Origin of the sequence: Streptomyces qaidamensis (genome assembly GCF_001611795.1) — a bacterium.
Lineage (GTDB): Bacteria > Actinomycetota > Actinomycetes > Streptomycetales > Streptomycetaceae > Streptomyces > Streptomyces qaidamensis.
In genome coordinates, this window is sequence record NZ_CP015098.1 from 3,671,988 (window position 1) to 3,697,540 (window position 25,553).

25 protein-coding genes are annotated in these 25,553 nt (G+C 71.6%); 7 read left to right on the forward strand and 18 right to left on the reverse strand.

Annotated features, from left to right (window positions below; all coding sequences use genetic code 11):
• Positions 1 to 36 precede the first annotated feature (36 nt).
• Positions 37 to 1,194, reverse strand: a complete 1,158-nt coding sequence (locus A4E84_RS16030) for an acyl-CoA dehydrogenase family protein (RefSeq protein ID WP_062927238.1) — start codon at positions 1,192 to 1,194, stop codon at positions 37 to 39.
• Between the two features lie 188 nt (positions 1,195 to 1,382).
• Here A4E84_RS16030 and A4E84_RS16035 point away from each other — a divergent pair, with 188 nt between their 5' ends.
• Positions 1,383 to 2,726 carry a UDP-glucose dehydrogenase family protein gene (locus A4E84_RS16035; protein ID WP_062927239.1) on the forward strand — a complete coding sequence of 448 codons (1,344 nt, stop codon included), beginning with the start codon at positions 1,383 to 1,385 and terminating at the stop codon, positions 2,724 to 2,726.
• Positions 2,727 to 3,374: 648 nt separating this feature from the next.
• Here the strand turns inward: A4E84_RS16035 and A4E84_RS16040 are convergent.
• The gene (locus tag A4E84_RS16040) at positions 3,375 to 3,881 is read right to left on the reverse strand and encodes a CGNR zinc finger domain-containing protein (RefSeq protein ID WP_062927240.1); all 507 of its coding nucleotides are present in this window, start codon (positions 3,879 to 3,881) and stop codon (positions 3,375 to 3,377) included.
• Between the two features lie 116 nt (positions 3,882 to 3,997).
• Here A4E84_RS16040 and A4E84_RS16045 point away from each other — a divergent pair, with 116 nt between their 5' ends.
• Positions 3,998 to 4,369 (forward strand): VOC family protein, encoded by a 372-nt coding sequence (locus tag A4E84_RS16045; RefSeq protein WP_062927241.1) that lies wholly within the window; start codon positions 3,998 to 4,000, stop codon positions 4,367 to 4,369.
• Positions 4,370 to 4,382: 13 nt separating this feature from the next.
• Positions 4,383 to 4,781 (forward strand): VOC family protein, encoded by a 399-nt coding sequence (locus A4E84_RS16050; RefSeq protein WP_062927242.1) that lies wholly within the window; start codon positions 4,383 to 4,385, stop codon positions 4,779 to 4,781.
• A gap of 22 nt (positions 4,782 to 4,803) precedes the next feature.
• Here A4E84_RS16050 and A4E84_RS16055 read toward each other — a convergent pair whose 3' ends face one another.
• Together A4E84_RS16055 and A4E84_RS16060 are read right to left on the reverse strand one after the other, a co-directional pair.
• Entirely contained in the window at positions 4,804 to 5,940 is a 1,137-nt protein-coding gene (locus A4E84_RS16055) for a dipeptidase (protein ID WP_062927243.1), read from the reverse strand.
• Positions 5,941 to 6,053: 113 nt separating this feature from the next.
• Complete coding sequence (locus A4E84_RS16060; RefSeq protein WP_062927244.1) at positions 6,054 to 6,413, reverse strand: MerR family transcriptional regulator; 360 nt, start codon at positions 6,411 to 6,413, stop codon at positions 6,054 to 6,056.
• Positions 6,414 to 6,465: 52 nt separating this feature from the next.
• Here A4E84_RS16060 and A4E84_RS16065 point away from each other — a divergent pair, with 52 nt between their 5' ends.
• Positions 6,466 to 7,599 carry an alkene reductase gene (locus A4E84_RS16065; protein ID WP_062927245.1) on the forward strand — a complete coding sequence of 378 codons (1,134 nt, stop codon included), beginning with the start codon at positions 6,466 to 6,468 and terminating at the stop codon, positions 7,597 to 7,599.
• On the opposite strand, the gene A4E84_RS16070 is transcribed toward A4E84_RS16065, so the two are convergent.
• The 3 genes from A4E84_RS16070 to A4E84_RS16080 are packed head-to-tail and all read right to left on the reverse strand — an operon-like array spanning position 7,548 to position 10,395.
• Positions 7,548 to 8,726 (reverse strand): dipeptidase, encoded by a 1,179-nt coding sequence (locus A4E84_RS16070; RefSeq protein WP_062927246.1) that lies wholly within the window; start codon positions 8,724 to 8,726, stop codon positions 7,548 to 7,550. The genes A4E84_RS16065 and A4E84_RS16070 overlap by 52 nt on opposite strands.
• Before the next feature lie 5 nt (positions 8,727 to 8,731).
• Positions 8,732 to 9,259, reverse strand: coding sequence for a 5-(carboxyamino)imidazole ribonucleotide mutase (gene purE / locus A4E84_RS16075; RefSeq protein ID WP_107092465.1), 528 nt, complete (start codon positions 9,257 to 9,259; stop codon positions 8,732 to 8,734).
• Positions 9,256 to 10,395: a 5-(carboxyamino)imidazole ribonucleotide synthase gene (locus A4E84_RS16080; protein WP_062927247.1), complete on the reverse strand. Its 1,140-nt coding sequence runs from the start codon at positions 10,393 to 10,395 to the stop codon at positions 9,256 to 9,258. The genes purE and A4E84_RS16080 overlap by 4 nt, the downstream gene beginning before the upstream one ends.
• A gap of 162 nt (positions 10,396 to 10,557) precedes the next feature.
• On the opposite strand from A4E84_RS16080, the gene A4E84_RS16085 reads away from it, so the two are divergent.
• Positions 10,558 to 11,070 carry a GtrA family protein gene (locus tag A4E84_RS16085; protein WP_062927248.1) on the forward strand — a complete coding sequence of 171 codons (513 nt, stop codon included), beginning with the start codon at positions 10,558 to 10,560 and terminating at the stop codon, positions 11,068 to 11,070.
• 13 nt (positions 11,071 to 11,083) lie between these two features.
• Here A4E84_RS16085 and A4E84_RS16090 read toward each other — a convergent pair whose 3' ends face one another.
• Both A4E84_RS16090 and A4E84_RS16095 read right to left on the reverse strand, forming a co-directional pair.
• On the reverse strand, positions 11,084 to 12,355 hold the full coding sequence (locus A4E84_RS16090) for an ATP-binding protein (protein ID WP_062927249.1): 1,272 nt from the start codon (positions 12,353 to 12,355) through the stop codon (positions 11,084 to 11,086).
• A gap of 35 nt (positions 12,356 to 12,390) precedes the next feature.
• Positions 12,391 to 13,068 carry a response regulator transcription factor gene (locus tag A4E84_RS16095; protein WP_062927250.1) on the reverse strand — a complete coding sequence of 226 codons (678 nt, stop codon included), beginning with the start codon at positions 13,066 to 13,068 and terminating at the stop codon, positions 12,391 to 12,393.
• A gap of 514 nt (positions 13,069 to 13,582) precedes the next feature.
• On the opposite strand from A4E84_RS16095, the gene A4E84_RS16100 reads away from it, so the two are divergent.
• Positions 13,583 to 15,088: a peptide MFS transporter gene (locus A4E84_RS16100; protein ID WP_062927251.1), complete on the forward strand. Its 1,506-nt coding sequence runs from the start codon at positions 13,583 to 13,585 to the stop codon at positions 15,086 to 15,088.
• Between the two features lie 58 nt (positions 15,089 to 15,146).
• On the opposite strand, the gene A4E84_RS16105 is transcribed toward A4E84_RS16100, so the two are convergent.
• From A4E84_RS16105 to A4E84_RS16120, 4 genes are all read right to left on the reverse strand, one after another.
• The gene (locus tag A4E84_RS16105) at positions 15,147 to 16,136 is read right to left on the reverse strand and encodes a hypothetical protein (protein WP_062927252.1); all 990 of its coding nucleotides are present in this window, start codon (positions 16,134 to 16,136) and stop codon (positions 15,147 to 15,149) included.
• 59 nt (positions 16,137 to 16,195) lie between these two features.
• Positions 16,196 to 16,897: an LPXTG cell wall anchor domain-containing protein gene (locus A4E84_RS16110; RefSeq protein WP_062927253.1), complete on the reverse strand. Its 702-nt coding sequence runs from the start codon at positions 16,895 to 16,897 to the stop codon at positions 16,196 to 16,198.
• Positions 16,898 to 17,148: 251 nt separating this feature from the next.
• Positions 17,149 to 17,703: an ATP-binding protein gene (locus A4E84_RS16115; RefSeq protein ID WP_062927254.1), complete on the reverse strand. Its 555-nt coding sequence runs from the start codon at positions 17,701 to 17,703 to the stop codon at positions 17,149 to 17,151.
• Between the two features lie 243 nt (positions 17,704 to 17,946).
• Positions 17,947 to 18,324: an STAS domain-containing protein gene (locus A4E84_RS16120; RefSeq protein ID WP_030844747.1), complete on the reverse strand. Its 378-nt coding sequence runs from the start codon at positions 18,322 to 18,324 to the stop codon at positions 17,947 to 17,949.
• Positions 18,325 to 18,563: 239 nt separating this feature from the next.
• Between A4E84_RS16120 and A4E84_RS16125 the strand changes: the two genes are divergently transcribed.
• Positions 18,564 to 19,490 carry an RNA polymerase sigma factor SigF gene (locus A4E84_RS16125; RefSeq protein WP_062927255.1) on the forward strand — a complete coding sequence of 309 codons (927 nt, stop codon included), beginning with the start codon at positions 18,564 to 18,566 and terminating at the stop codon, positions 19,488 to 19,490.
• Between the two features lie 96 nt (positions 19,491 to 19,586).
• On the opposite strand, the gene A4E84_RS16130 is transcribed toward A4E84_RS16125, so the two are convergent.
• From A4E84_RS16130 to hutU, 5 genes are all read right to left on the reverse strand, one after another.
• Positions 19,587 to 19,901 carry a hypothetical protein gene (locus tag A4E84_RS16130; RefSeq protein WP_062927256.1) on the reverse strand — a complete coding sequence of 105 codons (315 nt, stop codon included), beginning with the start codon at positions 19,899 to 19,901 and terminating at the stop codon, positions 19,587 to 19,589.
• Between the two features lie 64 nt (positions 19,902 to 19,965).
• Entirely contained in the window at positions 19,966 to 21,243 is a 1,278-nt protein-coding gene (hutI, locus tag A4E84_RS16135) for an imidazolonepropionase (protein ID WP_062927257.1), read from the reverse strand.
• Positions 21,240 to 22,592, reverse strand: coding sequence for a formimidoylglutamate deiminase (locus A4E84_RS16140; RefSeq protein ID WP_107308330.1), 1,353 nt, complete (start codon positions 22,590 to 22,592; stop codon positions 21,240 to 21,242). The genes hutI and A4E84_RS16140 overlap by 4 nt, the downstream gene beginning before the upstream one ends.
• A complete protein-coding gene (locus A4E84_RS16145) occupies positions 22,583 to 23,800 on the reverse strand; it encodes an allantoate amidohydrolase (RefSeq protein ID WP_062927258.1) in 1,218 nt (405 codons plus the stop codon). Before A4E84_RS16145 ends, A4E84_RS16140 begins: the two co-directional genes overlap by 10 nt.
• Positions 23,797 to 25,476, reverse strand: a complete 1,680-nt coding sequence (gene hutU / locus A4E84_RS16150; RefSeq protein WP_062927259.1) for a urocanate hydratase — start codon at positions 25,474 to 25,476, stop codon at positions 23,797 to 23,799. The genes A4E84_RS16145 and hutU overlap by 4 nt, the downstream gene beginning before the upstream one ends.
• Between the last annotated feature and the right edge of the window lie 77 nt (positions 25,477 to 25,553).

The following is a 25,553-nucleotide window of genomic DNA, read 5'->3' on the forward strand; positions in this document are numbered from 1 at the left end:
CGCCGGGGGCCGGACGTCCGGCCCCCGGCGACGGGGCTATGGCAGGTTGCGCGCCATGACGATGCGCTGGACCTGGTTCGTGCCCTCATAAATCTGCGTGATCTTGGCGTCGCGCATCATGCGCTCCACCGGGTAGTCGCGGGTGTAGCCGTATCCGCCGAGGAGCTGGACCGCGTCCGTGGTGACCTCCATCGCCACGTCCGAGGCGAAGCACTTGGCGGCGGCGCCCAGGTAGGTGAGGTCGGCGTCGACGCGCTGGGAGGCGGCGGCGGCCTGGTAGGTCAGGGCGCGGGCGGCCGAGATCTTCATGGCCATGTCGGCGAGCATGAACTGGATGCCCTGGAAGTCGGCGATCGGCTTGCCGAACTGCTTGCGCTCCTGGACGTAGCCCTTGGCGTAGTCGAGGGCACCCTGGGCGATGCCGAGGGCCTGGGCGGCGATGGTGATGCGGGTGTGGTCCAGGGTCTTCATCGCCGTGCCGAAGCCGGTGCCCTCCTCGCCGATCATGCGGTCGGCGGGGATGCGGACGTTGTCGAGGTAGACCTCGCGGGTCGGGGAGCCCTTGATGCCGAGCTTCTTCTCGGGGGCGCCGAAGGAGACGCCTTCGTCGGACTTCTCGACGACGAAGGCGGAGATGCCCTTGGAGCGCTTGGAGGGGTCGGTGACGGCCATCACCGTGTAGTACTCGGACTCACCCGCGTTGGTGATCCAGCGCTTCACGCCGTTGAGGACCCAGAAGTCGCCGTCGCGGACGGCCTTGGTCTTCATGCCGGCGGCGTCGGAGCCGGCGTCCGGCTCGGAGAGGCAGTAGGAGAACATGCCGTCGCCCTTGGCGAGCGGGGTCATGTACTTCTTCTTCAGGTCCTCGGAGCCGGAGAGGATCACCGGCAGTGAGCCCAGCTTGTTGACGGCCGGGATGAGGGAGGACGAGGCGCAGACCCGCGCGACCTCCTCGATCACTATGACGGTGGCCAGCGCGTCGGCGCCGGAGCCGCCGTACTCCTCGGGCACGTGCACGGCGTGCAGGTCGTTCGCGACCAGCGCCTGGAGGGCCTCGTGCGGGAAGCGGGCCTCCTCGTCCACCGCGGCGGCGTGCGGCGCGATCTTCGCCTCGGCCAGCGAACGGACGGCGTCACGGAGCATGTCGTGCTCCTCGGACGGGCGGTACAGGTCGAAGTCAGCCGATCCGGCCAAGGTCTCTCACGCTCCAAAACGCTGCGATGCTGACGCTAACTACCGTTAAGTAATCAAAAGTTTATGGGGTCGCCCACGGGAGTGATACGTGAGCTAGGCGACAGCGGAGAAGTTGCCCAGTGAAGCGCGCCGCCATGCCCCGGCTATGCTCGGGCGCGCACCGCATGCCGTAGACCCCTGGAGCACCCATGGCCCTGAAGATCACCGTGATCGGCACCGGTTATCTCGGCGCGACACACGCGGCGGCCATGGCCGAGCTGGGCTTCGAGGTGCTCGCCCTCGACGTGGTGCGCGAGAAGATCGAGAAGCTGGAGCGGGCCGAGGCCCCGATGTACGAGCCGGGGCTCGAAGAGCTGCTGCGCAAGCACGTCGCCGGCATCGACGGCTCCAGCGGCCGGCTGCGCTTCACCCAGGACTGGGCCGAGATCGGCGCCTTCGGCGATGTGCACTTCGTCTGTGTGAACACCCCGCAGCGGCACGGCGAGTACGCCTGCGACATGAGCTACGTCGACTCCGCGATCGCCTCGCTGGCCCCGCATCTGCACGGTCCGGCGCTGGTCGTTGGCAAGTCGACCGTGCCGGTCGGCTCCGCGGACCGCCTCGCGTCCTACCTGGCCGCGCACGCGCCCGCCGGTGAGGACGCCGAGCTGGCGTGGAACCCGGAGTTCCTGCGCGAGGGCTTCGCCGTCAACGACACGCTGCACCCCGACCGTCTCGTGGTGGGCGTGCGCAGCGAGCGGGCCGAGAAGCTGCTGCGGGAGGTGTACGCCACGCCGATCGCCGAGGGGTCGCCGTTCGTGGTCACGGACTTCCCGACCTCGGAGCTGGTGAAGACCTCCGCGAACTCCTTCCTCGCCACGAAGATCTCGTTCATCAACGCGATGGCGGAGGTCTGCGAGGCCGCGGGCGGTGACGTCGCGAAGCTGGCGGAGGCCATCGGCTACGACGACCGGATCGGAAGCAAGTTCCTGCGGGCCGGGATCGGCTTCGGCGGCGGGTGTCTGCCGAAGGACATCCGGGCGTTCATGGCGCGCGCCGGTGAGCTGGGCGCGGACCAGGCGCTGACGTTCCTGCGGGAGATCGACTCGATCAACATGCGCCAGCGGGGGCAGATGGTGGAGCTGGCCCGGCAGGCGCTGGGCGGCGGGCCGTTCCTGGGCAAGCGGGTGGCGGTGCTGGGCGCGACGTTCAAGCCCGACTCGGACGACGTGCGGGACTCCCCCGCGCTGAACGTCGCCGGGCAGATCCACCTCCAGGGTGGCCAGGTCACGGTGTACGACCCGAAGGGCATGGACAACGCCCGCGGGGTGTTCCCGACCCTCGGCTACGCCGACTCGGCGCTGGACGCCGTGCGCGGGGCCGACATCGTGCTGCATCTGACGGAGTGGCGGGAGTTCCGCGAACTGGACACCGAGGCGCTCGGCGAGGTCGCGGCGGCCCGCCTCATCCTGGACGGGCGCAACGCCCTGGACCCGGAGCGCTGGCGCAAGGCCGGCTGGACGTACCGGGCTATGGGGCGTCCGAAGGCCTGAGCCCGCGAGCGGACTCGGAGAGGGGTGACGCCGGTTCGGCCGAGGCTCAGTCGGCCGAACCGGCGTCTTCGTGCATTCTGCACCACTGGGCCGTGCGGCGGGGCGGACACGGGGCTTCCGACGGAGCCCCGTGGAAGGAGCGGTGGCGTCCGGTGCGTGCCACCGGCGTGCCGAGGAGGCTCTCGTAGCGGGGCTGCCATGTCTCACGTCCGCCGCGACGATAGGGCAGCGAGCATCGCGAGCACGTGCCGGGCGGCAGCGGGAGCGCGGGCCGACGGAGGCCGAGCGCGGGCCGAGCAACAGCACCGGCGCAGACCGGCGGCAGCCGGAACGCAGACCGAGCAACGACACCGGCGCAGACCGACGGCAGCCGGAACGCCAGCCGAGCAACAGCACCAGCGCAGACCGACGGCAGCCGGAACGCCGGCCGAGCAACAGCACCGGCGCAGACCGACGGCAGCCGGAACGCCAGCCGAGCAACAGCACCAGCGCAGACCGACGGCAGCCGGAACGCCAGCCGAGCAACAGCACCAGCGCAGACCGACGGCAGCCGGAACGCCGGCTGGACGGCGCGGCGCCGGCGCAGACCGGCCCCAGCCGGAGCGCCGGCTGGACGGCGCTCCGCCGCGGCGGTCCGCCAGAGGCCTTCTACACCTCTTTGGCCCGGTAGCGGCGCATCTTCGCGCGGGCCCCGCAGACCTGCATGGAGCACCAGCGGCCGCGGCCGGCCGGGCTGCGGTCGTAGTAGGCCCAGTGGCAGTCGGCGGCCTCGCAGGCCTTGAGGCGGATCCAGGTGCCGGCGACCAGGGCCTCCGCGACGGCGGCGGCCACGCGCGCGTGCAGGGAGCGGTCGTCGGCGGGGGCGAGGGCGGCCGAGCCGTCCGCCGCGTCGACCGTGACGAGGAGCGGGGCTTCGGCCAAGAGCGTGCCGAGGGGGGTGACCTCGCGGTGCGGCGGGTGGCCGGCGTGAGCGAGGAGGGTCGCGCGCAGGGATTCGCGCAGGGTGCGGGCCCGGTCCGTCCCGGCCTCGGTGATGCCGAGGCGCGCCCGGCCGTCGGGGGTGTCCAGCGCGTCGGCGCCGGACTCGATGTCCAGCGTGTTCACCAGGGCCTCGACCAGGGCCAGGCCGCCGGGCGCTGGCGATCTCTCCGTCATGGCTGGACCGTACCTCTCGCGATTCCCCTTGCGATGTTACCGCTCATGAGGGAGCATGCAGTAACGGTTACTGGTTGCCCGCCTCTGCGGGTAACGGCGACTTCGAGGAGGAAGTCATGACTCTCGCCAAGCTGGGTGTCGTCGTCCTGGACTGTCCCGACCCGCGCGGGCTGGCCGGTTTCTACGCGGAGGTGCTGGGCGGCACGCCGACGGTGGAGACCGACGGGGAGGAGGAGTGGGTCGACCTGAAGGTGCCGGGCGGTACACCACTGGCCTTCCAGGCATCCCCCGGGTACGTGCCTCCGACGTGGCCGTCTCCCGACGGCGCGCAGCAGTTCCACCTCGACCTCGTGGTGGACGACCTGGACGCGGCCGAGAAGGGCGTGCTGGCCCTCGGGGCGAAGCCGCTGGACGCCGAGGACCGGGAGCGGACGTTCCGGGTTTACGCCGACCCGGCCGGGCACCCGTTCTGCCTCTGCGCCTGCTGACCCCGGAGGTCCCATGTCCACCGTGGCCCGTTTCCGTTCCGTGGTCGTCGACTGCCCCGACCCCCGCGAGCTGGCCCGCTTCTACACGCAGATCGTCGGCGGTACGCCGGAGCGGGAGGACGACGACCCCGACTGGGTGGTGCTCCGCCTCCCCGGCGGGCCCCGGCTCGCCTTCCAGCGCTCTCCCGGCCACACCCCGCCGGAGTGGCCGCGGGCGGACCGCAACGCCCAGCAGTTCCACCTGGACTTCGACGCCGGTTCCACCTGGGACGAGATCGACGCGGCCGAGGAGCGGGTGCTGGCGCTGGGCGCGCGGGTGCTGGACAAGGAGGACGACGTGAAGAAGGACTTCCGCGTCTACGCCGACCCGGCGGGTCATCCGTTCTGCCTGTGCCGGATCGAGTCCGGCTGATCCGGCCCGCCCGGTCGGCGGGCTACGCGTCCAGCTCCGAGATCGTCGCCGTCGACGGTTCGCGGCGCTGCTGTGCGGCGCGGGCCGTGAAGTCGGCGCCGCGTAGCACGCGCTGCACGTTGCCCCAGGTCAGCAGGGCCACATCGGCTTCCTCCCAGCCGCGTCGCAGCAGCTCGGCGATCAGCCGCGGATAGCAGGAGGTGTCGCCGAGTTCCTGCGGGTGGGCGGCTCCGGAGTCGTAGGTGCCGGACAGTCCGACGCACTGCGGCCCTGCCACGGCGCGGATGTGGTCGAGGTGGTCGGCGACATCGCGGACGGTCGGGCCGGTCTGCTCGGCGGTCAGCGGCACCAGGCACAGTCCCTTGGCCGCGCCCAGCTCCGCCAGCAGGTCGTCGGGGAGGTTGGCCGGGTGGGGGCGCAGGGTGCGGGCGGCGGAGCGGCTGCACAGCACGGGTGCCCGGGACAGGCTCAGGACGCGGCGCAGGGTCTGGGCGGATGCACCGGAGAGGTCCGCGATCACGCCGAGGCGGTTCATCTCGCGCACGACCTCCTCGCCGAACCGGGTCAGGCCCGCCTCGCTGGCCCAGGACACCCCGGTCAGCGTGAGGACGCGCAGGCCGAGCAGGTGCAGCTGGCGCAGGATGCCGAGCGAGTCACCCAGGGCCGGGGCCCCGGCGGGGCCGAGGAGCACGGCGACGCGGCCGCAGTTGCGGGCGTCCGCGACCTGCCCGGCCGTACAGGCCGGCCGCAGACCCTCCTCACAGGTCCGCACGACAGTCTTGGCCAGGTCCAGCTGCTCCAGGGTGGCGCCGACGGCCCGGTCGCCGTCGAGGCCCTCGGGCAGGTGCAACGACCAGAAGAGGGCGCCCACATGGCCGCTGCGCAGCCGGGGCACATCCGTGTCGACGGTGCTCTCGCCGTCCTCCAGGTCGTACCAGGACAGGCGCTTGAGCGCCCAGGGCAGTGCGTTGTAGCCGTCGGCGACGGGGTGTGCGGCGAGGATGGCGCGGGCCCGGGTCATGGGCGCGTCGTCCGGGTCGGAGACGGGCTCGTAGGACTCCGCCGTGACGATGCCCTCGTCCGGGTACGGCTCGGCCGGCTCGGCGGACTCGCCGGCGGCCGCGGCGGTGGGGCGCAGGTCGTCCTGGAGGTCTGCCATGGCGGCTCCGTACGGTCGTTCGTGAGGTACGGTCACCGTCGCACGGAGCGGGGAGCGGTTCCTGGTGGGCGGGGCGTTCGGAGTACTGCTCCGGTCCGGGCGCGCAGCCGCCCTCAGGGCAGCCGGGCCGCCTCGATGACCTCGTCCAGGGTCTCCCGGGAGCGCACCAGATCGGCGATCATCCGGTCGATGCGGGCACGCTCGGCGGTCAGGTCGGTGACCAGCTTCGGTCCGGCGACGAGCGAGGGGCCGCCGTCCGAGTCGCGCATGCACGGCAGCAACTGGACGATCTTCTCGCTGCACAGCCCGGCCGCGAACAGCTCCTGGATGCGGATCACGCGGTCCACGGCCGCTTCCGGGTACTCCCGGTGCCCGCCGGGGGTCCGCTCGGCCGTGAGCATCCCCTGCTTCTCGTAGTAGCGCAGCGACCGCTCGCTGACGTTGGTGCGCCGGGCCAGTTCACCGATCCGCACGTCCACTCCCGGACTTGATTCTGACATCAGTGTCAGGTTCTAGCGTACGAGCATGACGCAGCACACGACAGCACTCTTCGAACCGGCTCGTCTTCCCGGGCTGGATCTGCCCAGCCGTCTGGTGATGGCACCGCTCACCCGCAACCGGGCCGAGGCCGACGGCACCCCGACCCCGCTCATGGCCGAGTACTACGCCCAGCGCGCCTCAGCCGGGCTGATCATCGCGGAGGCCTCCACACCGAACGCGACCGGGCAGACGTACCCGAACATCACCGCCGTCCACAGCCCGGCGCACGTGGCCGGCTGGCGGCTGGTGACGGACGCGGTGCGGGACGCGGGCGGGCGGATGTTCCTCCAGCTCCAGCACGGCGGCCGGGTCGGGCACCCCGCGACCAGTGGACTCACGCCGGTCGCCCCCTCGCCCGTCCCGCTGCCGGAGACGATCTTCACACCGGAGGGCCACCGGCCGGCCGTCGTGCCCAGGGAGATGACCGCCGAGGACATCCGCACCACCGTCGCGGACTTCGCGAAGGCCGCCCGCAACGCGCTGGATGCCGGGTTCGAGGGAGTGGAGGTGCACTCCGCCAACGGCCATCTGCTGCACCAGTTCCTGGCCCGCAACACCAACCTCCGCACCGACGGCTACGGCGGTTCCGTCACCGCCCGGATCCGGTTCACGGCCGAGGTGACGGAGGCCGTGGCCGCCGAGGTCGGGGCCGGGCGGGTGGGGCTGAGGATCTCCCCCGGCAACACGGTCAACGGCATCGAGGAGGGCGAGACGGACGAGCTCTACCCGGCGCTCGTCGAGCGGCTGGGCGGACGGGGACTCGCCTATCTGCACGTGGGGTACGCCGACCCGGACACGGCGGTGTTCGGGCGAATGCGGGCCGCCTGGCCCGGGGTGATCATCGCCAACCCGGTGCTGGACGAGATCTCCACGGAGGGCGTGCACCGGGTGTCCGAGGCGCTGCTGGCCGCCGGGGCCGATCTGATCGCGCTCGGCCGGCCCTTCCTCGCCAATCCGGACCTCGTGACCCGGCTGCGGCTCGGGGCGCCGCTCAACGAGCTGCGCGACCGGTACTTCATGTACGTGGGCGGGGCGGCCGGCTACACCGACTACCCCGCTCTGGGCGCTCAGCCGTCGAGTGACTCGATCGTGGCGTTGGACGGCGGCCGCGTCGCCTGAAGCCCCCGGGCCACGTCCTGTGCCGCGTCCAGCACCCGGACCGCGTTCTTCCAGGTCAGCTTGGCCAGATCGGCCTTGGACCAGCCGCGGTCGAGCAGTTCCGCGAGGAGGTTCGGGTAGCCGGAGACGTCGGCGAGGCCGTCGGGGGTGAAGGCCGTGCCGTCGTAGTCGCCGCCGATGCCGACGTGGTCGATGCCGGCCGCCTCGCGCATGTGGTCCAGGTGGTCGGCGACCGTCGCCACCGTCGCGACCGGGCGCGGCCGCCGCTCCTCGAAGGCGCGGTGGACCTTCATGGCCTCCGCGGTGGTGTCGAGGGGGTGGAAGCCGTGGGCACGCATGTTCTCGTCGGCCGCGGCCGTCCAGTCGACCGCCGCCTGGAGCACGAACTTCGGCACGAACGTCACCATCGCCATGCCGCCGTTGGCGGGGAGCCGCTCCAGGACGTCGTCGGGGACGTTGCGCGGGTGGTCGCACACGGCCCGCGCGGAGGAGTGGGAGAAGATGACCGGGGCCGAGCTCGCGCCGAGCGCGTCCCGCATGGTCGTCGCCGCCACGTGCGAGAGGTCGACGAGCATGCCCAGCCGGTTCATCTCCCGGACGACCTCACGGCCGAACGTGGTGAGGCCGCCGGCCTTCGGCTCGTCGGTCGCGGAGTCCGCCCAGTCGACGTTGTCGTTGTGGGTGAGGGTCATGTACCGCACGCCGAGGCCGTACAGACCGCGCAGGGTGCCCAGGGAGTTGGCGATGGAGTGGCCGCCCTCCGCCCCCATGAGCGAGGCGATGCGGCCCTCCCCGCGCGCGGCCTCCATGTCGGCGGCGGTGAGCGCGGGGCGCAGGTCGCCGGGGTGACGCGCCAGCAACTGCCGCACACAGTCGATCTGTTCGAGTGTGGCGGCGACCGGGTCGGGCGAGTCCGTGCGGACGTACACCGACCAGTACTGCGCGCCGACCCCGCCCGCGCGCAGCCGGGGGATGTCGGTGTGCAGATGGGCGCTCTGGTCGGCGGCGATGTCCCGCGCGTCGAGGTCGTAGCGGACCTGCGCGCGCAGCGCCCAGGGCAGGTCGTTGTGGCCGTCGGCGACCGGGAACTCGCTCAGGAGTTCCCGGGCCGCCTCCAGGGAGGTCATCGTCGTCACTTCCCGGCGCCGAAGCCGAACCCGCCCGCGCCCTCGACCTTGGAGCGCAGGCGCTTGCCCTTCTCGGTGGCCTGGTCGTTCAGCTCCTGCTGGAAGTCGCGCATCCGGCCGCGCAGTTCCTCGTCGTGCGCGGCGAGGATGCGGGCCGCGAGCAGACCGGCGTTGCGGGCACCGGCGACGGAGACCGTGGCGACCGGGACACCGGCCGGCATCTGCACGATGGACAGAAGGCTGTCCATGCCGTCGAGGTACTTCAGCGGCACGGGCACGCCGATGACCGGCAGCGGGGTCACGGAGGCGAGCATGCCGGGCAGGTGGGCGGCGCCGCCCGCCCCGGCGATGATCACCTTGAGCCCGCGGGCGTCGGCCTGCTCGCCGTAGGCGACCATCTCGCGCGGCATGCGGTGCGCGGAGACGACGTCGACCTCGTAGGCGATCTCGAACTCGTCGAGGGCCTTGGCGGCGGCCTCCATGACGGGCCAGTCGGAGTCCGACCCCATGACGATGCCAACAACAGGGCTCATTCGGTGATGGTGCCTCTCAGGTAGCCGGCAGCGTGACGGGCGCGCTCCAGCACGTCGTCGAGGTCGTCGCCGTAGGTGTTGACGTGACCGACCTTGCGGCCGGGCTTCACGTCCTTGCCGTACATGTGGATCTTGAGCTGGGGGTCGCGGGCCATGCAGTGCAGGTACGCGGAGTACATGTCCGGGTAGTCGCCGCCGAGGACGTTGACCATGACCGTCCACTCGGCGCGCGGGCGCGGGTCGCCGAGGGGCAGGTCGAGGACCGCGCGGACGTGGTTGGCGAACTGGCTGGTGACGGCGCCGTCCATCGACCAGTGGCCGGAGTTGTGCGGGCGCATCGCGAGCTCGTTGACGAGGATGCGGCCGTCGCGGGTCTGGAACAGCTCGACCGCGAGGTGGCCGACGACGCCGAGTTCCTTGGCGATGTTCAGGGCCATCTCGGAGGCCCGGACCGCGAGACCCTCGTCGAGGCCGGGGGCCGGGGCGATGACCGTGTCGCAGACGCCGTCGACCTGGCGGGACTCGACGACCGGGTAGGCGACGGCCTGGCCGTGCGGGGAGCGTACGACGTTGGCGGCGAGCTCGCGGAGGTAGTCGACCTTCTCCTCGGCGAGCACGGGGACACCGGCCTTGAACGGCTCGGCGGCCTCCTCTGCGGAGTCGACGACCCAGACGCCCTTGCCGTCGTAGCCGCCACGGACGGTCTTGAGGACGACCGGGAAGCCGTCGCCCTCGGCTGCGAAGGCGGCCACGTCCTGCGGGTCGCTCACGATCCGGTGCCGTGGACACGGCACACCGATCGCGTCGAGCTTCGCGCGCATCACCCCCTTGTCCTGGGCGTGCACGAGCGCGTCGGGGCCGGGGCGCACGGGGATGCCGTCCGCCTCCAGGGCCCGGAGGTGCTCGGTGGGTACGTGTTCGTGATCGAAGGTGATCACATCGCACCCCCGGGCGAACTCGCGCAGCGTGTCGAGGTCGCGATAGTCGCCGACGACGACATCGCTCACGACCTGCGCAGCGGAGTCCTGCGGGGTGTCACTGAGGAGCTTGAACCTGATGCCCAGCGGGATGCCCGCCTCGTGTGTCATACGAGCGAGCTGGCCACCGCCGACCATGCCGACTACCGGGAACGTCACTCCCCCAGGGTAATGGCCGCGCCGGAGTGGCTGGTTTCCCGCCCTCCCCGGGCCCGTCCGGACCATCTCCGGCCGTCCATGGGTATCCACAGGAAGATCGCGCGGGAGGGTGGTTAGCATGGCTGGGTTGACGCCGACACACGGACGGGGGCCTGGACGGCCATGGGACATGGTGCCTCTCGGCTCCGGCGGCTCGTTCACGAGGTCGCCAAGTTCGGCGCGGTGGGCGGTGCCGGGGTGCTGGTCAACCTCGTCGTCTTCAACCTGGTGCGGCACACCACCGACCTCCAGGTGGTGCGCGCGAGCGTCATCGCCACCGTCGTCGCGATCGTCTTCAACTACGTCGGCTTCCGCTACTTCACGTACCGCGACCGCGACAAGAGCCGCCGTACCCGTGAGATGACCCTGTTCCTGCTGTTCAGCGCGATCGGCCTGGTCATCGAGAACGGCGTCCTGTACGTGGCGACGTACGGCTTCGGCTGGAACACCCCGCTCCAGAACAACGTCTTCAAGTTCCTCGGCATCGGCGTCGCGACCCTGTTCCGCTTCTGGTCCTACCGCTCGTGGGTCTTCCGCGCGCTCCCCGCCCGGGAGACACCGGCGGCGCCGGGCCCGGCCCCGGTGCCGCGGAACGACTCGGCCGGCCCCCGGAAGACGCGGCAGCAGATCCCCTAGAGGCCGTGTCCGGCTAGCGGACCATCGGCTCGTCGTCCTGGGGCTTGGACAGTGCCGTGCGGGACAGGAACAGGCCGAAGATCGGGGGCTTGGTCTGGAGCATCTCCAGGCGGCCGCCGTCGGCCTCCGCCAGGTCACGGGCCACCGCCAGGCCGATGCCCGTGGAGTTGCGGCCGCTGATCGCCCGTTCGAAGATGCGGGCGCCGAGGTCGGCGGGGACTCCGGGGCCCTCGTCGGTGACCTCGATGACCGCCTGGTTGCCGGTGACGCGGGTGCGCAGGGCCACCGTGCCGCCGCCGTGCATGAGGGAGTTCTCGATCAGCGCGGCCAGGACCTGGGCGACCGCGCCGGGCGTTCCCACCGCCAGCAGATGCCGTTTGCCGGAGCTGACGATCGCCCGCCCCGCACTGCGGTACGCCGGGCGCCACTCGGCGAGCTGCTGCTGGATGACCTCGTCGAGGTCGAAGGAGACGGCGGAGCCGGTGCGCGGGTCGCGGGAGTTCGTCAGCAGCCGCTCCACGACGTCCGTCAGCCGCTCGACCTGTGTCAGCGCGATCGTCGCCTCCTCCTTCACGGTGTCCGGGTCGTCGGTGAGGGTGATCTCCTCCAGCCGCATGGACAGGGCCGTGAGCGGGGTGCGCAGCTGGTGGGAGGCGTCCGCGGCCAGCCGGCGTTCGGCGGTCAGCATGCGGGCGATGCGCTCGGCGGAGCTGTCCAGCACGTCGGCCACCCGGTCCAGCTCGGGCACCCCGTACCGCTTGTGCCGGGGCCGCGGATCACCCGAGCCGAGCCGCTCGGCGGTCTCCGCGAGGTCGGTCAGCGGCGACGCCAGCCGGTTCGCCTGGCGGACGGCCAGCAGCACCGCGGCCACCACCGCCAGCAGCGCGACCAGCGCGATGATCAGCAGCGTCCGGCCGACCTCCCGGGTCACCGAGGAGCGCGGCTCCTGGACGGTGACCGTCTCGCCCTCCTCACCGGCCGCGGTCGCACTGATGACGTCCCCGGCGGGCTTCGTGCCGACCTCGATGGGCGCCTCCCCGGGGAGGCGGATCACCGCGTAGTAGTGGTCCTGCGTGACCTGCTTGCGCAGCACCTCCGCGTCGACCTGCTGTGCCCCGAAGAGCCGGCTGTCGACGATGCTGGCCAGCCGCACCGCCTCGGACTCCACCCGCTCCTGGGCGCTGTCGCTGATCGTGCGGGTCTCGACGATGACGAGCGAGACGCCGAAGACGGCGATCACGACGAGCACCACGGCGAGCGTGGACTGGATCAGTCGGCGGCGCATGTCCTGTTACCCGATCGCCCGTGCCTGTCCGCGGCTCAGCTCTTCTCGAAACGGAAGCCCACACCGCGCACGGTGGCGATGTAGCGCGGGTTGGCCGCGTCGTCGCCGAGCTTCTTGCGCAGCCAGGAGATGTGCATGTCGAGGGTCTTGGTCGACGACCACCAGGTCGTGTCCCAGACCTCCCGCATCAGCTGGTCGCGGGTGACGACCCGGCCCGCGTCGCGCACCAGGACCCGCAGCAGGTCGAACTCCTTCGCGGTGAGCTGGAGCTCCTCCTCGCCCATCCAGGCGCGGTGGGACTCGACGTCGATGCGCACGCCGTGGGTGGCGGGCGGCTGCTGCGGCTCGCTGGCGCCGCGCCGGAGCAGGGCCCGCACGCGCGCGAGCAGCTCGGCGAGCCGGAACGGCTTGGTGACGTAGTCGTCGGCGCCCGCGTCGAGCCCGACGACGGTGTCCACCTCGTCGGCGCGCGCGGTCAGGATGAGGATCGGGATGGCGTGGCCTTCGCCCCGCAGGCGGCGGGCCACCTCCAGACCGTCCATGCCGGGCAGGCCGAGGTCGAGCACGACCAGGTCGATGCCGCCCTGCAGTCCGGCGTCGAGAGCGGTGGGTCCGTCCTCGCGGACCTCGACCTCGTAGCCCTCCCGGCGCAGAGCGCGGGCCAGCGGCTCCGAGATGGACGCATCGTCCTCGGCGAGCAGTACACGGGTCATGAGGTGATGGTAGACCTGCGACGCCCTGAGCTGGGGTGTGACCGGAAGCCTTGATTCTTACCGTTGGCATACCCGCTTCTTACGTTGCCCGGGTAGACGTACGGACCTCTGCCTCTGGGGTGCAATTTCAGTAAGGACCTTGGAATCGGTGTGTACGGTTCCCCTTACACCTGTGATCCGTGTCTCAAGTCCTTCCATATGCGGCGGTGTCCTGCCGTATGGTGAATCGACGCCTGTAGCACCACGGCGACCTTCGGAGGCCAATTGCCCTGAAGGTCTCTTTTGTGTGCGGGCCGGTTCCCGCCGGCCCCGAGAGAAACGACCTGTGGCCGGGCCTCCTCGTGCGGCGACGCGCGTAGAGGCGTGGATCCCGGTGGCGACCGCCCACCGCTCCGTGACCCGGAGCGGACCCCCGTAGGCGTCGGGCGGACGGCCGTACCCACCGGTGCCGGCAGCCCCCCACCGGGCGCACCACCGCTGTCGCGGGGCGCGTCCCGAGCAGCAAGGAACGACCATGGCGTCCAGCCTGACGAAGGACTCGGCCCGACCGGGCACCCCCGGTTCCGAGAAGACCTTCTTCGGCCACCCCCGCGGACTGGCCACTCTGTTCATGACCGAGATGTGGGAGCGTTTCTCCTACTACGGCATGAGGGCCCTGCTCCCGCTGTACCTGGTCGCCCCGGGTGGCCTGCACCTCAGCGCGGGCACGGCCACGGCGATCTACGCCGTGTACCTGTCGCTGGTGTACCTGCTCACCCTGCCCGGCGGCTGGTTCGCCGACCGTGTGCTCGGCCCCCGCAAGACGGTCGCCGTCGCGGGCGTGGTCATCATGCTCGGCCACCTGTGCCTGGCGCTGCCCGCCGCCGCGAGCTTCTACGTCGGCCTGGGCCTGGTCGCCGTCGGTTCCGGTCTGCTGAAGGCCAACATCTCGACGATGGTCGGCCACCTCTACGACGGCCCGGACGACCCGCGCCGCGACGGTGGCTTCACGGTCTTCTACATCGGCATCAACCTCGGCGCGTTCATCGCGCCGCTGGTCATCGGCACCGTCGGTGAGAGCGTCAACTGGCACCTGGGCTTCGCGCTGGCCGCGCTCGGCATGGCGCTGGGTCTCGTGCAGTTCCTGCTCGGCAGCCGCCACCTGGACGCGAAGAGCAGCCTGGTCCCGACCCCGCTGACGCCCGCCGAGAAGGCCTCCACCCTGCGCAAGGGCCTGATCTGGCTGGCCGTCGCGGTGGTCTTCTACGGCCTGGTCGGCGGCACCGGCCACTTCACCCTGAACTGGGCGCTGATCCCGCTCACCCTTCTCGGCCTGATCGTGCCGATCCTGGTCATCACCCGCATCCTGCGCGACAAGGACCTGGACTCCGGCGAGCGCTCGAAGGTGTCGGCGTACATCTGGTTCTTCGTCGCGGCCGCCGTCTTCTGGATGATCTACGACCAGGGCGGCTCGACCCTGTCGCTGTTCGCCAAGGAGAAGGCCGACAACACGATCTTCGGCTGGGAGTTCCCGGTCTCCTGGTACCAGTCGGTCAACCCGGTCCTGATCATGGCGCTGGCGCCCGTGTTCGCCTGGCTGTGGCTGTGGCTGAACCGGCGTGGCAAGGAGCCGAGCACCATCGTGAAGTTCGCCTCCGGCCTAGTGCTGGTGGGCGCGTCCTTCTTCCTGTTCCTCGCCCCGCTGTCGATCGCGGAGGGCGGTCACAAGGCCGCGGCGATGTGGCTGGTCGCGATCTACTTCGTACAGACCGTGGGTGAGCTGACCCTGTCCCCGGTGGGCCTGTCCGTGACGACGAAGATGGCGCCGGCGAAGTACGCCTCGCAGATGATGGGCGTCTGGTTCCTCGCGGTCACCGCGGGCGACTCCGTCACCGCGCTGCTGTCCAACCCGGCCGTCGGCGGGATCAACCTCGACCGGACGGGCTTCGTGGCGCTGGAGGCGGCACTGGCCGTGGTCGCCGGTTTCGCGGTGTACATGTACCGCAAGAAGGTCAAGGCCATGATGGGCGACGTCCGCTGACGCCGGTCACCGGATTCCGGCGAAGGGCCGCCGCACCCCAGGGTGCGGCGGCCCTTCGTCATGGCCTTCGCGCCTCGGACCGGTCGCCTTCCGGGGCGAACCAGGGCGGGGCCGCGGACCCGCGGGCGGCGGGCAGCCGCATCCGGCGGGCCGGCCGGGCCGCGTGACCGGGGCTGCGCGGGTGCACCCGGTCGACCACGGCCAGTGCGGCCCGGAACAGCGCCGCGGGGACGACCAGCAGGACGAGGACCCAGAACAGCGTCACGCCCCAGGGGCGGCCCACCCCCCAGGGATGTTCGGCGAGCACCTTGCCGCCGTACTTCAGCGTCACGGTGTAGTCGCCGTGCGCCCCGGCCGCGAGCTCGACGGGCAGCTCGACACGGGCCTTGCCGCCGGGCCGGATCGTGCCCCGCCAGCGCTGCTCCTGCCACTCGGGGGCGAACACGCCGTGCGAGGTGCCGACCTGGAAGACCGGGTCGCGCACGGGGGACGTGCCGACGTTGCCGAGGGTGACCACGAGCGTCCGGGCGGGCGGGGAGCCGAACCAGGTGAGCAGACCGCCGGAGCCCCGCAGCCTGGTGTCCGCGAGCAGGGACAAGCGCCCGCCGGCCGCGTCCGCGGGCAGCGGTTCGACGGCGTGCCCGGCGACCTGGAGGGCCGCGTCGGCCTCGGCCCCCGCCCCCGTCACGGTCGCCACGTGCACCACGCAGGGGCACGGCACCGGCGGCTCCACGACGGGCAGTTCACGGCGGAAGCGCCCCTCCGCGTCGGTGGTGACGGCCCTGCCGTCGGCGTTGGCGCAGGAGTTGGTGCCGCCGGTCACCCCCCGCTCGGGCTCGGCCTGCCCGCACACGAGCAGCGTCAGCAGGGCACGGGGCCGCCAGCCGCTGCCGCTGACGGTGACGGAACCGCCCGTCCCGGCCTGGGACGTGGACAGCTCGACCACGGGCCGCTCCACCGCCCCTGCGGGCCCGGCACCCGCCAGGACCAGCAACAGCGCGAGCAGAACCGGCAGTGGCCCATACGGAGGACGGACGGCGGGCGGCATCGGCGGCTCCAGCGGTCGTTGCGCTCAGCGGTGCACCTGCCGGCGAGGGTGGGCGGCGGTCAACGGCCCGCCCCTGCCTCGCGGTGACGCCGGGTCAGCCACAGGGCACCCGCCGCTCCGGCGAGCAGGACCGTGCCGCCGAGGGTGCCGAGGGCGACGGCCGAGTCCTCGGGTCCGGTCTGCGGAAGTCCGGCACCGCTGTCCGGACCGGAGCCGCCGCCCCGGGCGGAGCCGGTGGCGCCGCCACCGCTCGTGGCCGTGACGTCGAGGGTGAGGGACGGGCCCGGGTCGTTCGTCGGGGTGCACGTGGTGGTCGTACCGAGGGCCTTGATGGTGAGCACACCGGCCGTGAAGGTGACCTCGCCACTCTTCTTCGGCGTGTACGTGCCGCTCAGGTCGCTGATCTTGATGGGTGTGTTGGCCGGGATCGCGGCGTCGTTGGCGGGGCCGGTCACCGACAGGGTGCCGCTGTCGGCGCCACCCAGGGCGATGGTGGCGCTCGGCGTCATCGCGCCCTTGCCCAGTTCGACGGGGCTGGAGGAGACACCCTTCTGCCAGGACATGGTGATCCGGTAGCCACCGCCGCTCCTGACGCCCTTGATGTCGATGGGCGAGACGGCGCTCTTGTCGCCGATGGGCGTCTTGCACTGGTAGTTGACGTCGACGACCTCGGCCCGGGCGACGGGGGCGGCCATCCACACCGCCGAGCCGGCCAGGGCCGCGGCGGACGCGAGCACGGCGGTTCGTTTCCGGTACGACACGGTGCCGCTCCCCTTCCTGTTCCTGACGGCGTATCAGATAGGGCCGTCAAGGTACGCCCGGGGCCCTGAGGAAGGAAGACACAGTGCGCGCCGGATCCACGGCGGAACGGTCACCCGTTCGGACGCACCGCAGGTGCCCGCACCGGCCGGAAATCCGACAGGCGCGCACAGGAGCAGACAGCTATGCACGGAATCGTTCTATTATGTCCGGAACGGAAAGAGACATCCGGAATCACGAGATCTGCCCGATATCAGGCGGGTGCGCTCAGTTCCGCCCACACTGTCTTGCCGGAGACTCCCGGCGTGCGGACGACCCCCCAGTCCAGGCACAGGCGCTGGACGATGAACATGCCATGACCGCCCGGGCGTCCCGCACGGTGCGGGGTACGGGGGGCCGGCTGGCCGGTGCCCCGGTCCGCGACCTCGACGCGGATCACCTTGTTGTCGCAGGTGATGCGCAGCTGGTCCGGCCCTTCGGCATGCAGGCAGGCGTTGGTGACCAGCTCGGAGACGACCAGCAGCACGTCCTCGGCGGCAGCCCGCTGATCGGCGGAGGCGGCGGGCAGCCAGCCCCACGCGTACAGCGCCTGGCGGGTGAAGTCGCGAGCCAGCGGAACGACGCCGCTCTCGTCGCCGAAGCTCAGCCGGCGCACCTGCCGGCCCCCCGGCGGCGCCACGGCCCCGGAGGGCGCACCCGCACCCTCGCCGGACGCACCGGCCGCCGCTACGCCACCCTCGGACGCCCCGGAAGCGCCGCCGGGCTCCGGCCCGCGGTCGCCCGGCGAGTAAGGCCGGGTGGTGCTCATCAGCGCTTCACCTCACCGATTCACCAGTTCACGATTCAAAAAATTCACTACACGGTCGGTCACGCAGTGCGCGGCGCGTCGGTTTCGCGGCACCCCTGCCACCCTGGCGACCGACAGGTTCAGACTGTCTCCTGCCCTGGCGGACGACTGGAACACCCATGTATTCCGCACGAATGACGTGACAGGACCGACACACCGGTCACAGGGGGATGTCCGAGGCGCCGCGCAACGACACACCGCCGGTCAGCCCGACTCGTCGGCCAGGGCCGCCTCGAGCGAGTCGTGGACGCTGAAGACCGCATCCGCACCCGTGATCTCGAATACGCGCGCCACCACCGGCTGCATGCCGGCGAGCGAGACGCCGCCACCGGCGGCCTCCGCTTTCAGCCGCGCCCCGAGGAGCACGTTGAGCCCCGTGGAGTCGCAGAACTCCAGGCGCGCGCAATCGATGACCAGGCGCTTGAATCCCTTGGCGAGGCAGTCGTCGAGTGGCTCACGCAACAGATCGGCGGTGTGGTGATCCAACTCACCCGCCGGGGTCACGACGGCACTAGAGCCCTCTTCCCGCACCTCCACCAGAAGCCGGCCAGACTGTGCGCTGCCGACCGTCCCGCGGTCCATGCCGTCTCTCTCTCCCGACGTCGAGGTGGTTGCTGACGCCCTCGAACACTACGCCTTCCCAGCGCGCTTCGACACCCGAACAACTACACACAAACGGACATATGCCCACAGAACGCACTTGCGGTGGGCTCGGGAAAGCGGGTAGGCCTAGTAAGGACACGTACCCGACCACGGCCGGCTTTGGAGGCGCCGCACACCGCAGTGCACCTAACGGCTCCGGCAGCCATATGCCGAGAACGATGGAGGACATCATGTCACCCCGGCTCGACGCATCGCGTACCCAGAAAGCGACGTCGACATCCCCTCCGGAACATCTGGATCCCATCGAGCAGGACGAGATGCTCGTCACACAGGACGGCCTTCTCGCCGGACTTCCGGTCATCCCCCCGTACGAGGAAGTCGGCGCGGTCGACGCCCGGGCCCTGTCCAAGACCCTCTTCGAGCGTCTGGAGACGCTGGAGGAAGGGACCCACGAGTACTCGTACGTCCGCAACACGCTCGTCGAACTGAACCTCGCGCTGGTCAAGTTCGCCGCCTCCCGGTTCCGCTCCCGCAGCGAGCCGATGGAGGACATCATCCAGGTCGGCACCATCGGCCTGATCAAGGCGATCGACCGCTTCGAGCTGTCCCGCGGTGTGGAGTTCCCCACGTTCGCGATGCCGACGATCGTCGGCGAGATCAAGCGCTTCTTCCGCGACACCTCGTGGTCCGTGCGCGTTCCGCGGCGGCTCCAGGAGCTACGGCTCGACCTGGCCAAGGCCGGTGACGAACTGGCCCAGAAGCTCGACCGCGCCCCCACGGTGGCCGAGCTGGCCGAACGCCTCGGGCTCTCCAACGACGAGGTCGTCGAGGGCATGGCCGCCTCGAACGCCTACACCGCCTCCTCGCTGGACGCCCAGCCGGAGGAGGACGACTCCGAGGGCGCGCTCGCGGATCGCATCGGCTACGAGGACCACGGACTCGAAGGCATCGAGTACGTCGAGTCGTTGAAGCCGCTGATAGCCGAACTGCCGCCGCGCGACCGCAAGATCCTGTCCCTGCGGTTCGTCGCCGGCATGACCCAGTCGGAGATCGGCGAAGAGCTCGGCATCTCGCAGATGCACGTCTCGCGTCTGCTGTCGCGGACGCTGGTGCGGCTGCGCAAGGGGCTGACCGTCGAGGAGTGATCCTCGGCCAGGAGTGAACGTGTCCTTCGGGGCGGGCCGCACGGCCCGCCCCCGGGCGCGTGTCACCGGCGGTCTCCCGGAGGTTCCGGGGGCCTGTCAGAAGTCGAGGTGCAGCGCGACCGTCGGGAGAAGCGAGGCCGTCAGGCTCAGCAGCCAGTAGGTGCGCGGAGCCAGTGCCGTCCTGCGGCGCAGCAACCTGACGAGGCACCAGATCAGGCCGTACACCGCGACGTGCGGCAGGCCGTACACGAGCCAGACTGCCATTCCGTCGTTCTCGGTCGGTTCCTGCGTGATCCAGCCGAGTTCCGTGAGCGGCCAGTGCGCCGCCTGCCACAGCAGGAGGAAGGGCGCCACGCCCGGTATCCCGAGCAGCACGTTCACCACCACGGGTACCGACCAGTGCTTCGTCATCCGTCCCCGCCCTACGGTGCTGCCCGCCGTCCGACGCGGCACCGCATTATGACCGAGCCGGTGATCACACCACCCGCTGTCCGCGCCGCCACACCCCCCTGACCAGCGGGACGCCGGGGCGGTAGGCCAGGTGGACGTGGCTCGGGGCGTCCAGGAGCGTCAGGTCGGCGTACGCGCCCGGGGTGAGACGGCCGATGTCGGTGCGCCGCAGGGCCGCCGCACCGCCCGCCGTGGCCGACCACACCGCCTCGTCGGGCGTCATCCCCATGTCCCGTACGGCCAGCGCGACGCAGAACGGGACGGACGAGGTGAAGGACGAACCCGGGTTGCAGTCCGTGGAGAGCGCGACCGTGACACCGGCGTCCAGCAGCCGCCGGGCGTCCGGCCACCGGGCCCGGGTGGAGAACTCGGCACCGGGCAGCAGCGTCGCGACCGTACGGCTGTTCGCCAGGGCGTCCACGTCCGCGTCCGTGAGGTGGGTGCAGTGGTCGGCGCTGGCCGCGTCGAGCTCGACCGCGAGCTGCACGCCGGGTCCGTAGGAGAGCTGGTTGGCGTGGATGCGGGGGTGCAGGCCCCGGGCCTTGCCGGCGGTGAGGATCGCGCGGGCCTGGTCGCCGTCGAAGGCGCCCTTCTCGCAGAACACGTCGATCCAGCGGGCGTGCGGGGCGCAGGCGTCGAGCATCTCGCCCGTGACCAGGGCGACGTAGCCGGCCGGGTCCTCGGCGTGGTCCGGCGGGACGATGTGCGCGCCGAGGTAGGTGACCTCGTCGGTGTGGGCGGCGGCGATGCGCAGGGCGCGGGCCTCGTCCTCGACGGTCAGGCCGTAGCCGGACTTGGTCTCGAAGGTGGTGGTGCCCTGGCGGAGGGCTTCGGTGAGGTAACGGGTGACGTTGGCTTCGAGCTCCCCGTCGCTCGCCGCCCGGGTGGCCGCGACGGTGGTGCGGATGCCGCCCGCGCTGTAGGGACGCCCGGACATGCGCGCGTTGAACTCCTGCGTCCGGTCGCCCGCGAAGACGAGGTGGGAGTGGGAGTCCACGAAGCCGGGCAGGACCGCCCGGCCGCCCGCGTCGACCCGATTGTCAGTGGCGGGTGCTTTCCTGTGATCACCGGTCCACGCGACGCGGTCGCCCTCGATGACGACGGCCGCGTCCGGGATCAGTCCGAGGGGGGATTTGTCACCTAGGGAGGGGTCGTTGGTGACCAGGCTGGCGATGTTCGTGATGAGCGTGCTTGCGGTGCTCGCGGAGTGGGCGGGGCTGACGGTCGTCGCGTTGCTCATGGCGTCCTTGGTGGCCTGGTCGGCGGTGGGGTCGGGTTCGCTGCCCGGTTTCTTCGGCTTCATCCGCGCAGGGCTTCGACGGCGTCCGCGAGGGCTCGCGGCACGTCCGGTACGAGGGAGTGGACCCCGTCCCGTACGACGTGCCGCCCTGCCACGACCGTATGCGACACGTCCGCTGCCGACGCGGCGAATACGGCCGTCTCGGCCCCGAGCCGCGGAAGCGGCCCTGCCGTCCTGACCGAGTCGAGCGCGATGGTGGTGAAGTCGGCGAGCGCGCCGGGCTCCAGGGCGCCCGCGTCCTCCCAGCCGAGGGCCGCGTGGCCGTCGGCCGAGGCCGCCCGCAGGAGGGCCGCCGCCGTCCAGTGACCTCGGGTGCGGGTGCGCAGCCGCTCGTTCAGCTCCATGGCCCGTGCCTCTTCGAGCAGGTCGATCACGGCGTGGCTGTCGGAGCCGAGACAGAGCGGTGAGCCTTCGTTCTGGAGGGCGACGGCCGGCCCGATGCCGTCCGCGAGGTCCCGCTCGGTGGTCGGGCACATGCAGGTGCCGGTGCCGCTGCGGCCGATGAGGGAGATGTCCTCCGCGGTGAGGTGGGTGTTGTGGACGCCGGTGGTGCGCGGCCCGAGGACCCCGTGCAGCGCGAGGAGCTGGGTCGGAGTACAGCCGTGGAGCTCCCGGCACGCCTCGTTCTCGGCGGTCTGTTCGGACAGGTGCACATGGAGCGGGGCCCGCCGCTCCCCGGCCCATCGTGCGACGGTCTCCAACTGGTCGGCGGGCACGGCCCGTACGGAGTGGATCGCCGCGCCGATCCGTGCGTGATCCCGTTCCTTGAGAAGTGAAGAGCGTGCGGCCCAGGCCTCGGCGTCCCCGTCGGAGAAGCGGAGCTGGGGGGTGGTGGGCGGTTGCCCGAAGCCGGAGGAGAGGTAGGCGGTGTCGAGGAGGGTGATGCGGATCCCGGCTTCGGCGGCGGCCGCGATGAGGGCCTCCCCCATCGCGTTGGGGTCGGCGTAGGGGGTGCCGCCGGGGGCGTGGTGGACGTAGTGGAACTCGCCGACCGCCGTGACGCCGGCCAGGGCCATCTCGGCGTACACGGCGCGGGCGAGGGCGTGGTAGCGGTCCGGGGTGAGCCGGGCGGCCGTGGCGTACATGACCTCGCGCCAGGTCCAGAAGGTTCCGGAGCCGACCTGGACGGTGCCGCGCAGGGCGCGGTGGAAGGCGTGGCTGTGGGCGTTGGCCAGGCCGGGCAGGGTGAGCCCGCGCAGGACCTCGGCACCGGGAGTCGGGGCGGGGGTGCCGGCGCGGACGGCGGTGATGCGGCCGTCCGCGACCTCCAGGGCGACACCCGGCTCGACGCGAGGGCCGAGCCAGGCGTGCTCCAGCCAGTACGTCCGCGGGGCCGCTGTCGTCACCTGCACGCCAGTCCTTCCAGTACGTCGGCGAGTGCGAGTACCCCGGCCACGCAGTCGTCCTCGCTCGCGGACTCGGCCGGCGAGTGGGAGACGCCGGTGGGGTTGCGCACGAACAGCATGGCGGTCGGGATGCTCCCGGACAGGATCCCGGCGTCGTGTCCGGCGCCGGTGCCGAGGACGGGGACGGTGAGGCCGGTGTCCGTGCCGAGGATGCGGGCGAGTTCGTCGCGCAGGGCGTGGTCGAACTCGACGACGGGGGTGAAGGACTCGCGGACGACGTCGAGGTCGATGCCGTGCGCGTCCGCGTAGCTCCGGGCCGCCTTCTCGATGCCGCCGACCACGGTGTCGAGGCGCGACTGGTCCTCGGCGCGGGAGTCGAGCCAGCCGCGCACCAGGGAGGGGATGGCGTTGACGCCGTTGGGCTCCACGGCGATCTTGCCGAAGGTGGCGACGGCTCCGGCGAGTTCGGCCTCGCGCCGGGCGGCGAGGACGGTCTCGGCGTAGGACAGCATGGGGTCGCGCCGGTCGGCGAGCCGGGTGGTGCCGGCGTGGTTGGCCTCGCCGCGGAAGTCGAACCGCCACCGGCCGTGCGGCCAGATGGCGCTGGCGATGCCGACCCGGTCGCCGGACAGGTCGAGGGCCCGGCCCTGCTCGACGTGCAGTTCGACGAAGGCACCGATGCGGGCGAGCCGTTCGGGGTCCGGCCCGATGGCGTCCGGGTCGTATCCGGCCGCCTCCATGGCCCGGGGCAGCGTCACGCCGTCGCCGTCGGTGAGCCGGTGCGCCTGCTCGCGGGTGAGCTGCCCGGCGGTGAGCCGGGAACCGACGCAGGCGAGTCCGAACCGGGCGCCTTCCTCGTCGCCGAAGTTCACGATGCCGAGGGGGCGGGTGAACCGGGCGTCCCTGCCGCGCAGCTCGTCCAGCGCGGCGAAGGCGGACACGACTCCGAGGGGCCCGTCGAAGGCGCCGCCGTCCGGCACGGAGTCCAGGTGCGATCCGGTGACGACGGCGTCGCCCTCGGCGGGGTCGCCCAGCCAGGCCCACTGGTTGCCGTTGCGGTCGACCTCGTGGGCGAGGCCCCGCGCGCGGGCCTGGTCCTCGAACCAGGCGCGGCAGTCGGCGTCGGCGTCCGTCCAGGCGAAGCGGCGGTAGCCACCGGACGCGGAGCTGCGGCCGACCGGCAGCAGCTCCGCCCACATGCTGGGGAAACTCACGCGCCGTCACCCTCGCGCATCGGGACGCGCACGCCCCGCTCCCCCGCCACCGACTCCGCGATGTCGTATCCGGCGTCGACGTGCCGGATGACGCCCATGCCGGGGTCGTTGGTGAGCACCCGGCGGATCTTCTCGCCCGCGAGGGGCGTGCCGTCGGCCACCGTCACCTGCCCGGCGTGGATCGACCGGCCCATGCCGACGCCGCCGCCGTGGTGGATCGACACCCAGGACGCCCCGGAGGCCACGTTCACCATGGCGTTCAGCAGCGGCCAGTCGGCGATCGCGTCGGAGCCGTCGAGCATGGCCTCGGTCTCCCGGTAGGGGGAGGCGACGGAACCGCAGTCGAGGTGGTCGCGGCCGATGACGACCGGGGCGGCCAGCTCCCCGCTCGCGACCATGTCGTTGAACCGCTCGCCGGCCTTGTCCCGCTCGCCGTAGCCGAGCCAGCAGATGCGGGCGGGCAGGCCCTGGAAGTGGACGCGTTCGCCGGCCATCTTGATCCAGCGGGCGAGGGACGCGTTTTGAACGGACTCGGCCTCCGGGAAGAGGTCGAGGATCGCCTTGTCGGTCTTGGCGATGTCGGAGGCCTCGCCGGACAGGGCGGCCCAGCGGAAGGGGCCCTTGCCCTCGCAGAACAGGGGGCGGATGTAGGCGGGGACGAAGCCGGGGAAGGCGAAGGCGCGGTCGTATCCGGCGAGCTGGGCCTCGCCGCGGATGGAGTTGCCGTAGTCGAAGACCTCGGCGCCGGCGTCCATGAAGCCGACCATGGCCTCGACGTGCCGGGCCATGGACTCGCGGGCCCGGGTGGTGAAGCCGGCCGGGTCCTTGGCTGCGGCGTCGGCCATGTCCTCGAAGGCGGTGCCCAGGGGCAGGTAGGCCAGCGGGTCGTGGGCCGAGGTCTGGTCGGTGACGATGTCGATGGGGGCGCCCATGGCGAGGAGCTGCGGCACCAGCTCGGCCGCGTTGCCGAGGACGCCGATGGAGAGGGGACGACGGGCGTCGCGCGCCTCGGTCGCCAGCCGGAGCGCGTGGTCCAGGGAGTCGGCCTTCACGTCCAGGTAGCGGTGCTCGATGCGCCGGTCGATGGCACGCGGGTCGCAGTCGATGCAGATCGCGACGCCGTCGTTCATGGTCACGGCGAGCGGCTGGGCGCCGCCCATGCCGCCGAGGCCTGCGGTCAGGGTGATGGTGCCGGCCAGCGTCCCGCCGAACTTCTTGGCGGCGACGGCGGCGAAGGTCTCGTAGGTGCCCTGGAGGATGCCCTGGGTGCCGATGTAGATCCAGGAGCCGGCGGTCATCTGCCCGTACATGGTCAGGCCGAGCTGTTCCAGGCGGCGGAACTCCTCCCAGTTGGCCCAGTCACCGACGAGGTTGGAGTTGGCGATGAGGACGCGCGGGGCCCACTCGTGGGTCTGCATGACGCCGACGGGGCGGCCGGACTGGACCAGCATGGTCTCGTCCTGCTTCAGCCCCTTGAGCGTGCGCACCATCGCGTCGAAGGAGCGCCAGTCGCGCGCCGCCTTGCCGGTGCCGCCGTAGACGACGAGCTTGTCGGGGTGCTCGGCGACCTCGGGGTCGAGGTTGTTCTGCAGCATCCGCAGGGCGGCTTCCTGCTGCCATCCCAGGGCGCTCGGTTCCGTGCCGCGTGGTGCTCGGACGGGGCGGGGTCCTGACATGGTCTGCCTCCTGGGTGGGTGCTCCCGGCGGAATGTTGCTGCTTCTATTCACATCCTGACCTCATGAATAGGACTAG

What these genes read in the sequence shown, in the direction of transcription:
- A4E84_RS16035 (WP_062927239.1), top strand. Translation starts at nt 1,383, where the DNA reads ATGGCCCTGAAGATCACCGTGATCGGCACCGGTTATCTCGGCGCGACA.
- A4E84_RS16040 (WP_062927240.1), bottom strand. Translation starts at nt 3,881, where the DNA reads ATGACGGAGAGATCGCCAGCGCCCGGCGGCCTGGCCCTGGTCGAGGCC.
- A4E84_RS16045 (WP_062927241.1), top strand. Translation starts at nt 3,998, where the DNA reads ATGACTCTCGCCAAGCTGGGTGTCGTCGTCCTGGACTGTCCCGACCCG.
- A4E84_RS16050 (WP_062927242.1), top strand. Translation starts at nt 4,383, where the DNA reads ATGTCCACCGTGGCCCGTTTCCGTTCCGTGGTCGTCGACTGCCCCGAC.
- A4E84_RS16055 (WP_062927243.1), bottom strand. Translation starts at nt 5,940, where the DNA reads ATGGCAGACCTCCAGGACGACCTGCGCCCCACCGCCGCGGCCGCCGGC.
- A4E84_RS16065 (WP_062927245.1), top strand. Translation starts at nt 6,466, where the DNA reads ATGACGCAGCACACGACAGCACTCTTCGAACCGGCTCGTCTTCCCGGG.
- A4E84_RS16070 (WP_062927246.1), bottom strand. Translation starts at nt 8,726, where the DNA reads ATGACCTCCCTGGAGGCGGCCCGGGAACTCCTGAGCGAGTTCCCGGTC.
- purE (WP_107092465.1), bottom strand. Translation starts at nt 9,259, where the DNA reads ATGAGCCCTGTTGTTGGCATCGTCATGGGGTCGGACTCCGACTGGCCC.
- A4E84_RS16085 (WP_062927248.1), top strand. Translation starts at nt 10,558, where the DNA reads ATGGGACATGGTGCCTCTCGGCTCCGGCGGCTCGTTCACGAGGTCGCC.
- A4E84_RS16090 (WP_062927249.1), bottom strand. Translation starts at nt 12,355, where the DNA reads ATGCGCCGCCGACTGATCCAGTCCACGCTCGCCGTGGTGCTCGTCGTG.
- A4E84_RS16095 (WP_062927250.1), bottom strand. Translation starts at nt 13,068, where the DNA reads ATGACCCGTGTACTGCTCGCCGAGGACGATGCGTCCATCTCGGAGCCG.
- A4E84_RS16100 (WP_062927251.1), top strand. Translation starts at nt 13,583, where the DNA reads ATGGCGTCCAGCCTGACGAAGGACTCGGCCCGACCGGGCACCCCCGGT.
- A4E84_RS16105 (WP_062927252.1), bottom strand. Translation starts at nt 16,136, where the DNA reads ATGCCGCCCGCCGTCCGTCCTCCGTATGGGCCACTGCCGGTTCTGCTC.
- A4E84_RS16115 (WP_062927254.1), bottom strand. Translation starts at nt 17,703, where the DNA reads ATGAGCACCACCCGGCCTTACTCGCCGGGCGACCGCGGGCCGGAGCCC.
- A4E84_RS16120 (WP_030844747.1), bottom strand. Translation starts at nt 18,324, where the DNA reads ATGGACCGCGGGACGGTCGGCAGCGCACAGTCTGGCCGGCTTCTGGTG.
- A4E84_RS16125 (WP_062927255.1), top strand. Translation starts at nt 18,564, where the DNA reads ATGGAGGACATCATGTCACCCCGGCTCGACGCATCGCGTACCCAGAAA.
- A4E84_RS16130 (WP_062927256.1), bottom strand. Translation starts at nt 19,901, where the DNA reads ATGACGAAGCACTGGTCGGTACCCGTGGTGGTGAACGTGCTGCTCGGG.
- hutI (WP_062927257.1), bottom strand. Translation starts at nt 21,243, where the DNA reads ATGAAGCCGAAGAAACCGGGCAGCGAACCCGACCCCACCGCCGACCAG.
- hutU (WP_062927259.1), bottom strand. Translation starts at nt 25,476, where the DNA reads ATGTCAGGACCCCGCCCCGTCCGAGCACCACGCGGCACGGAACCGAGC.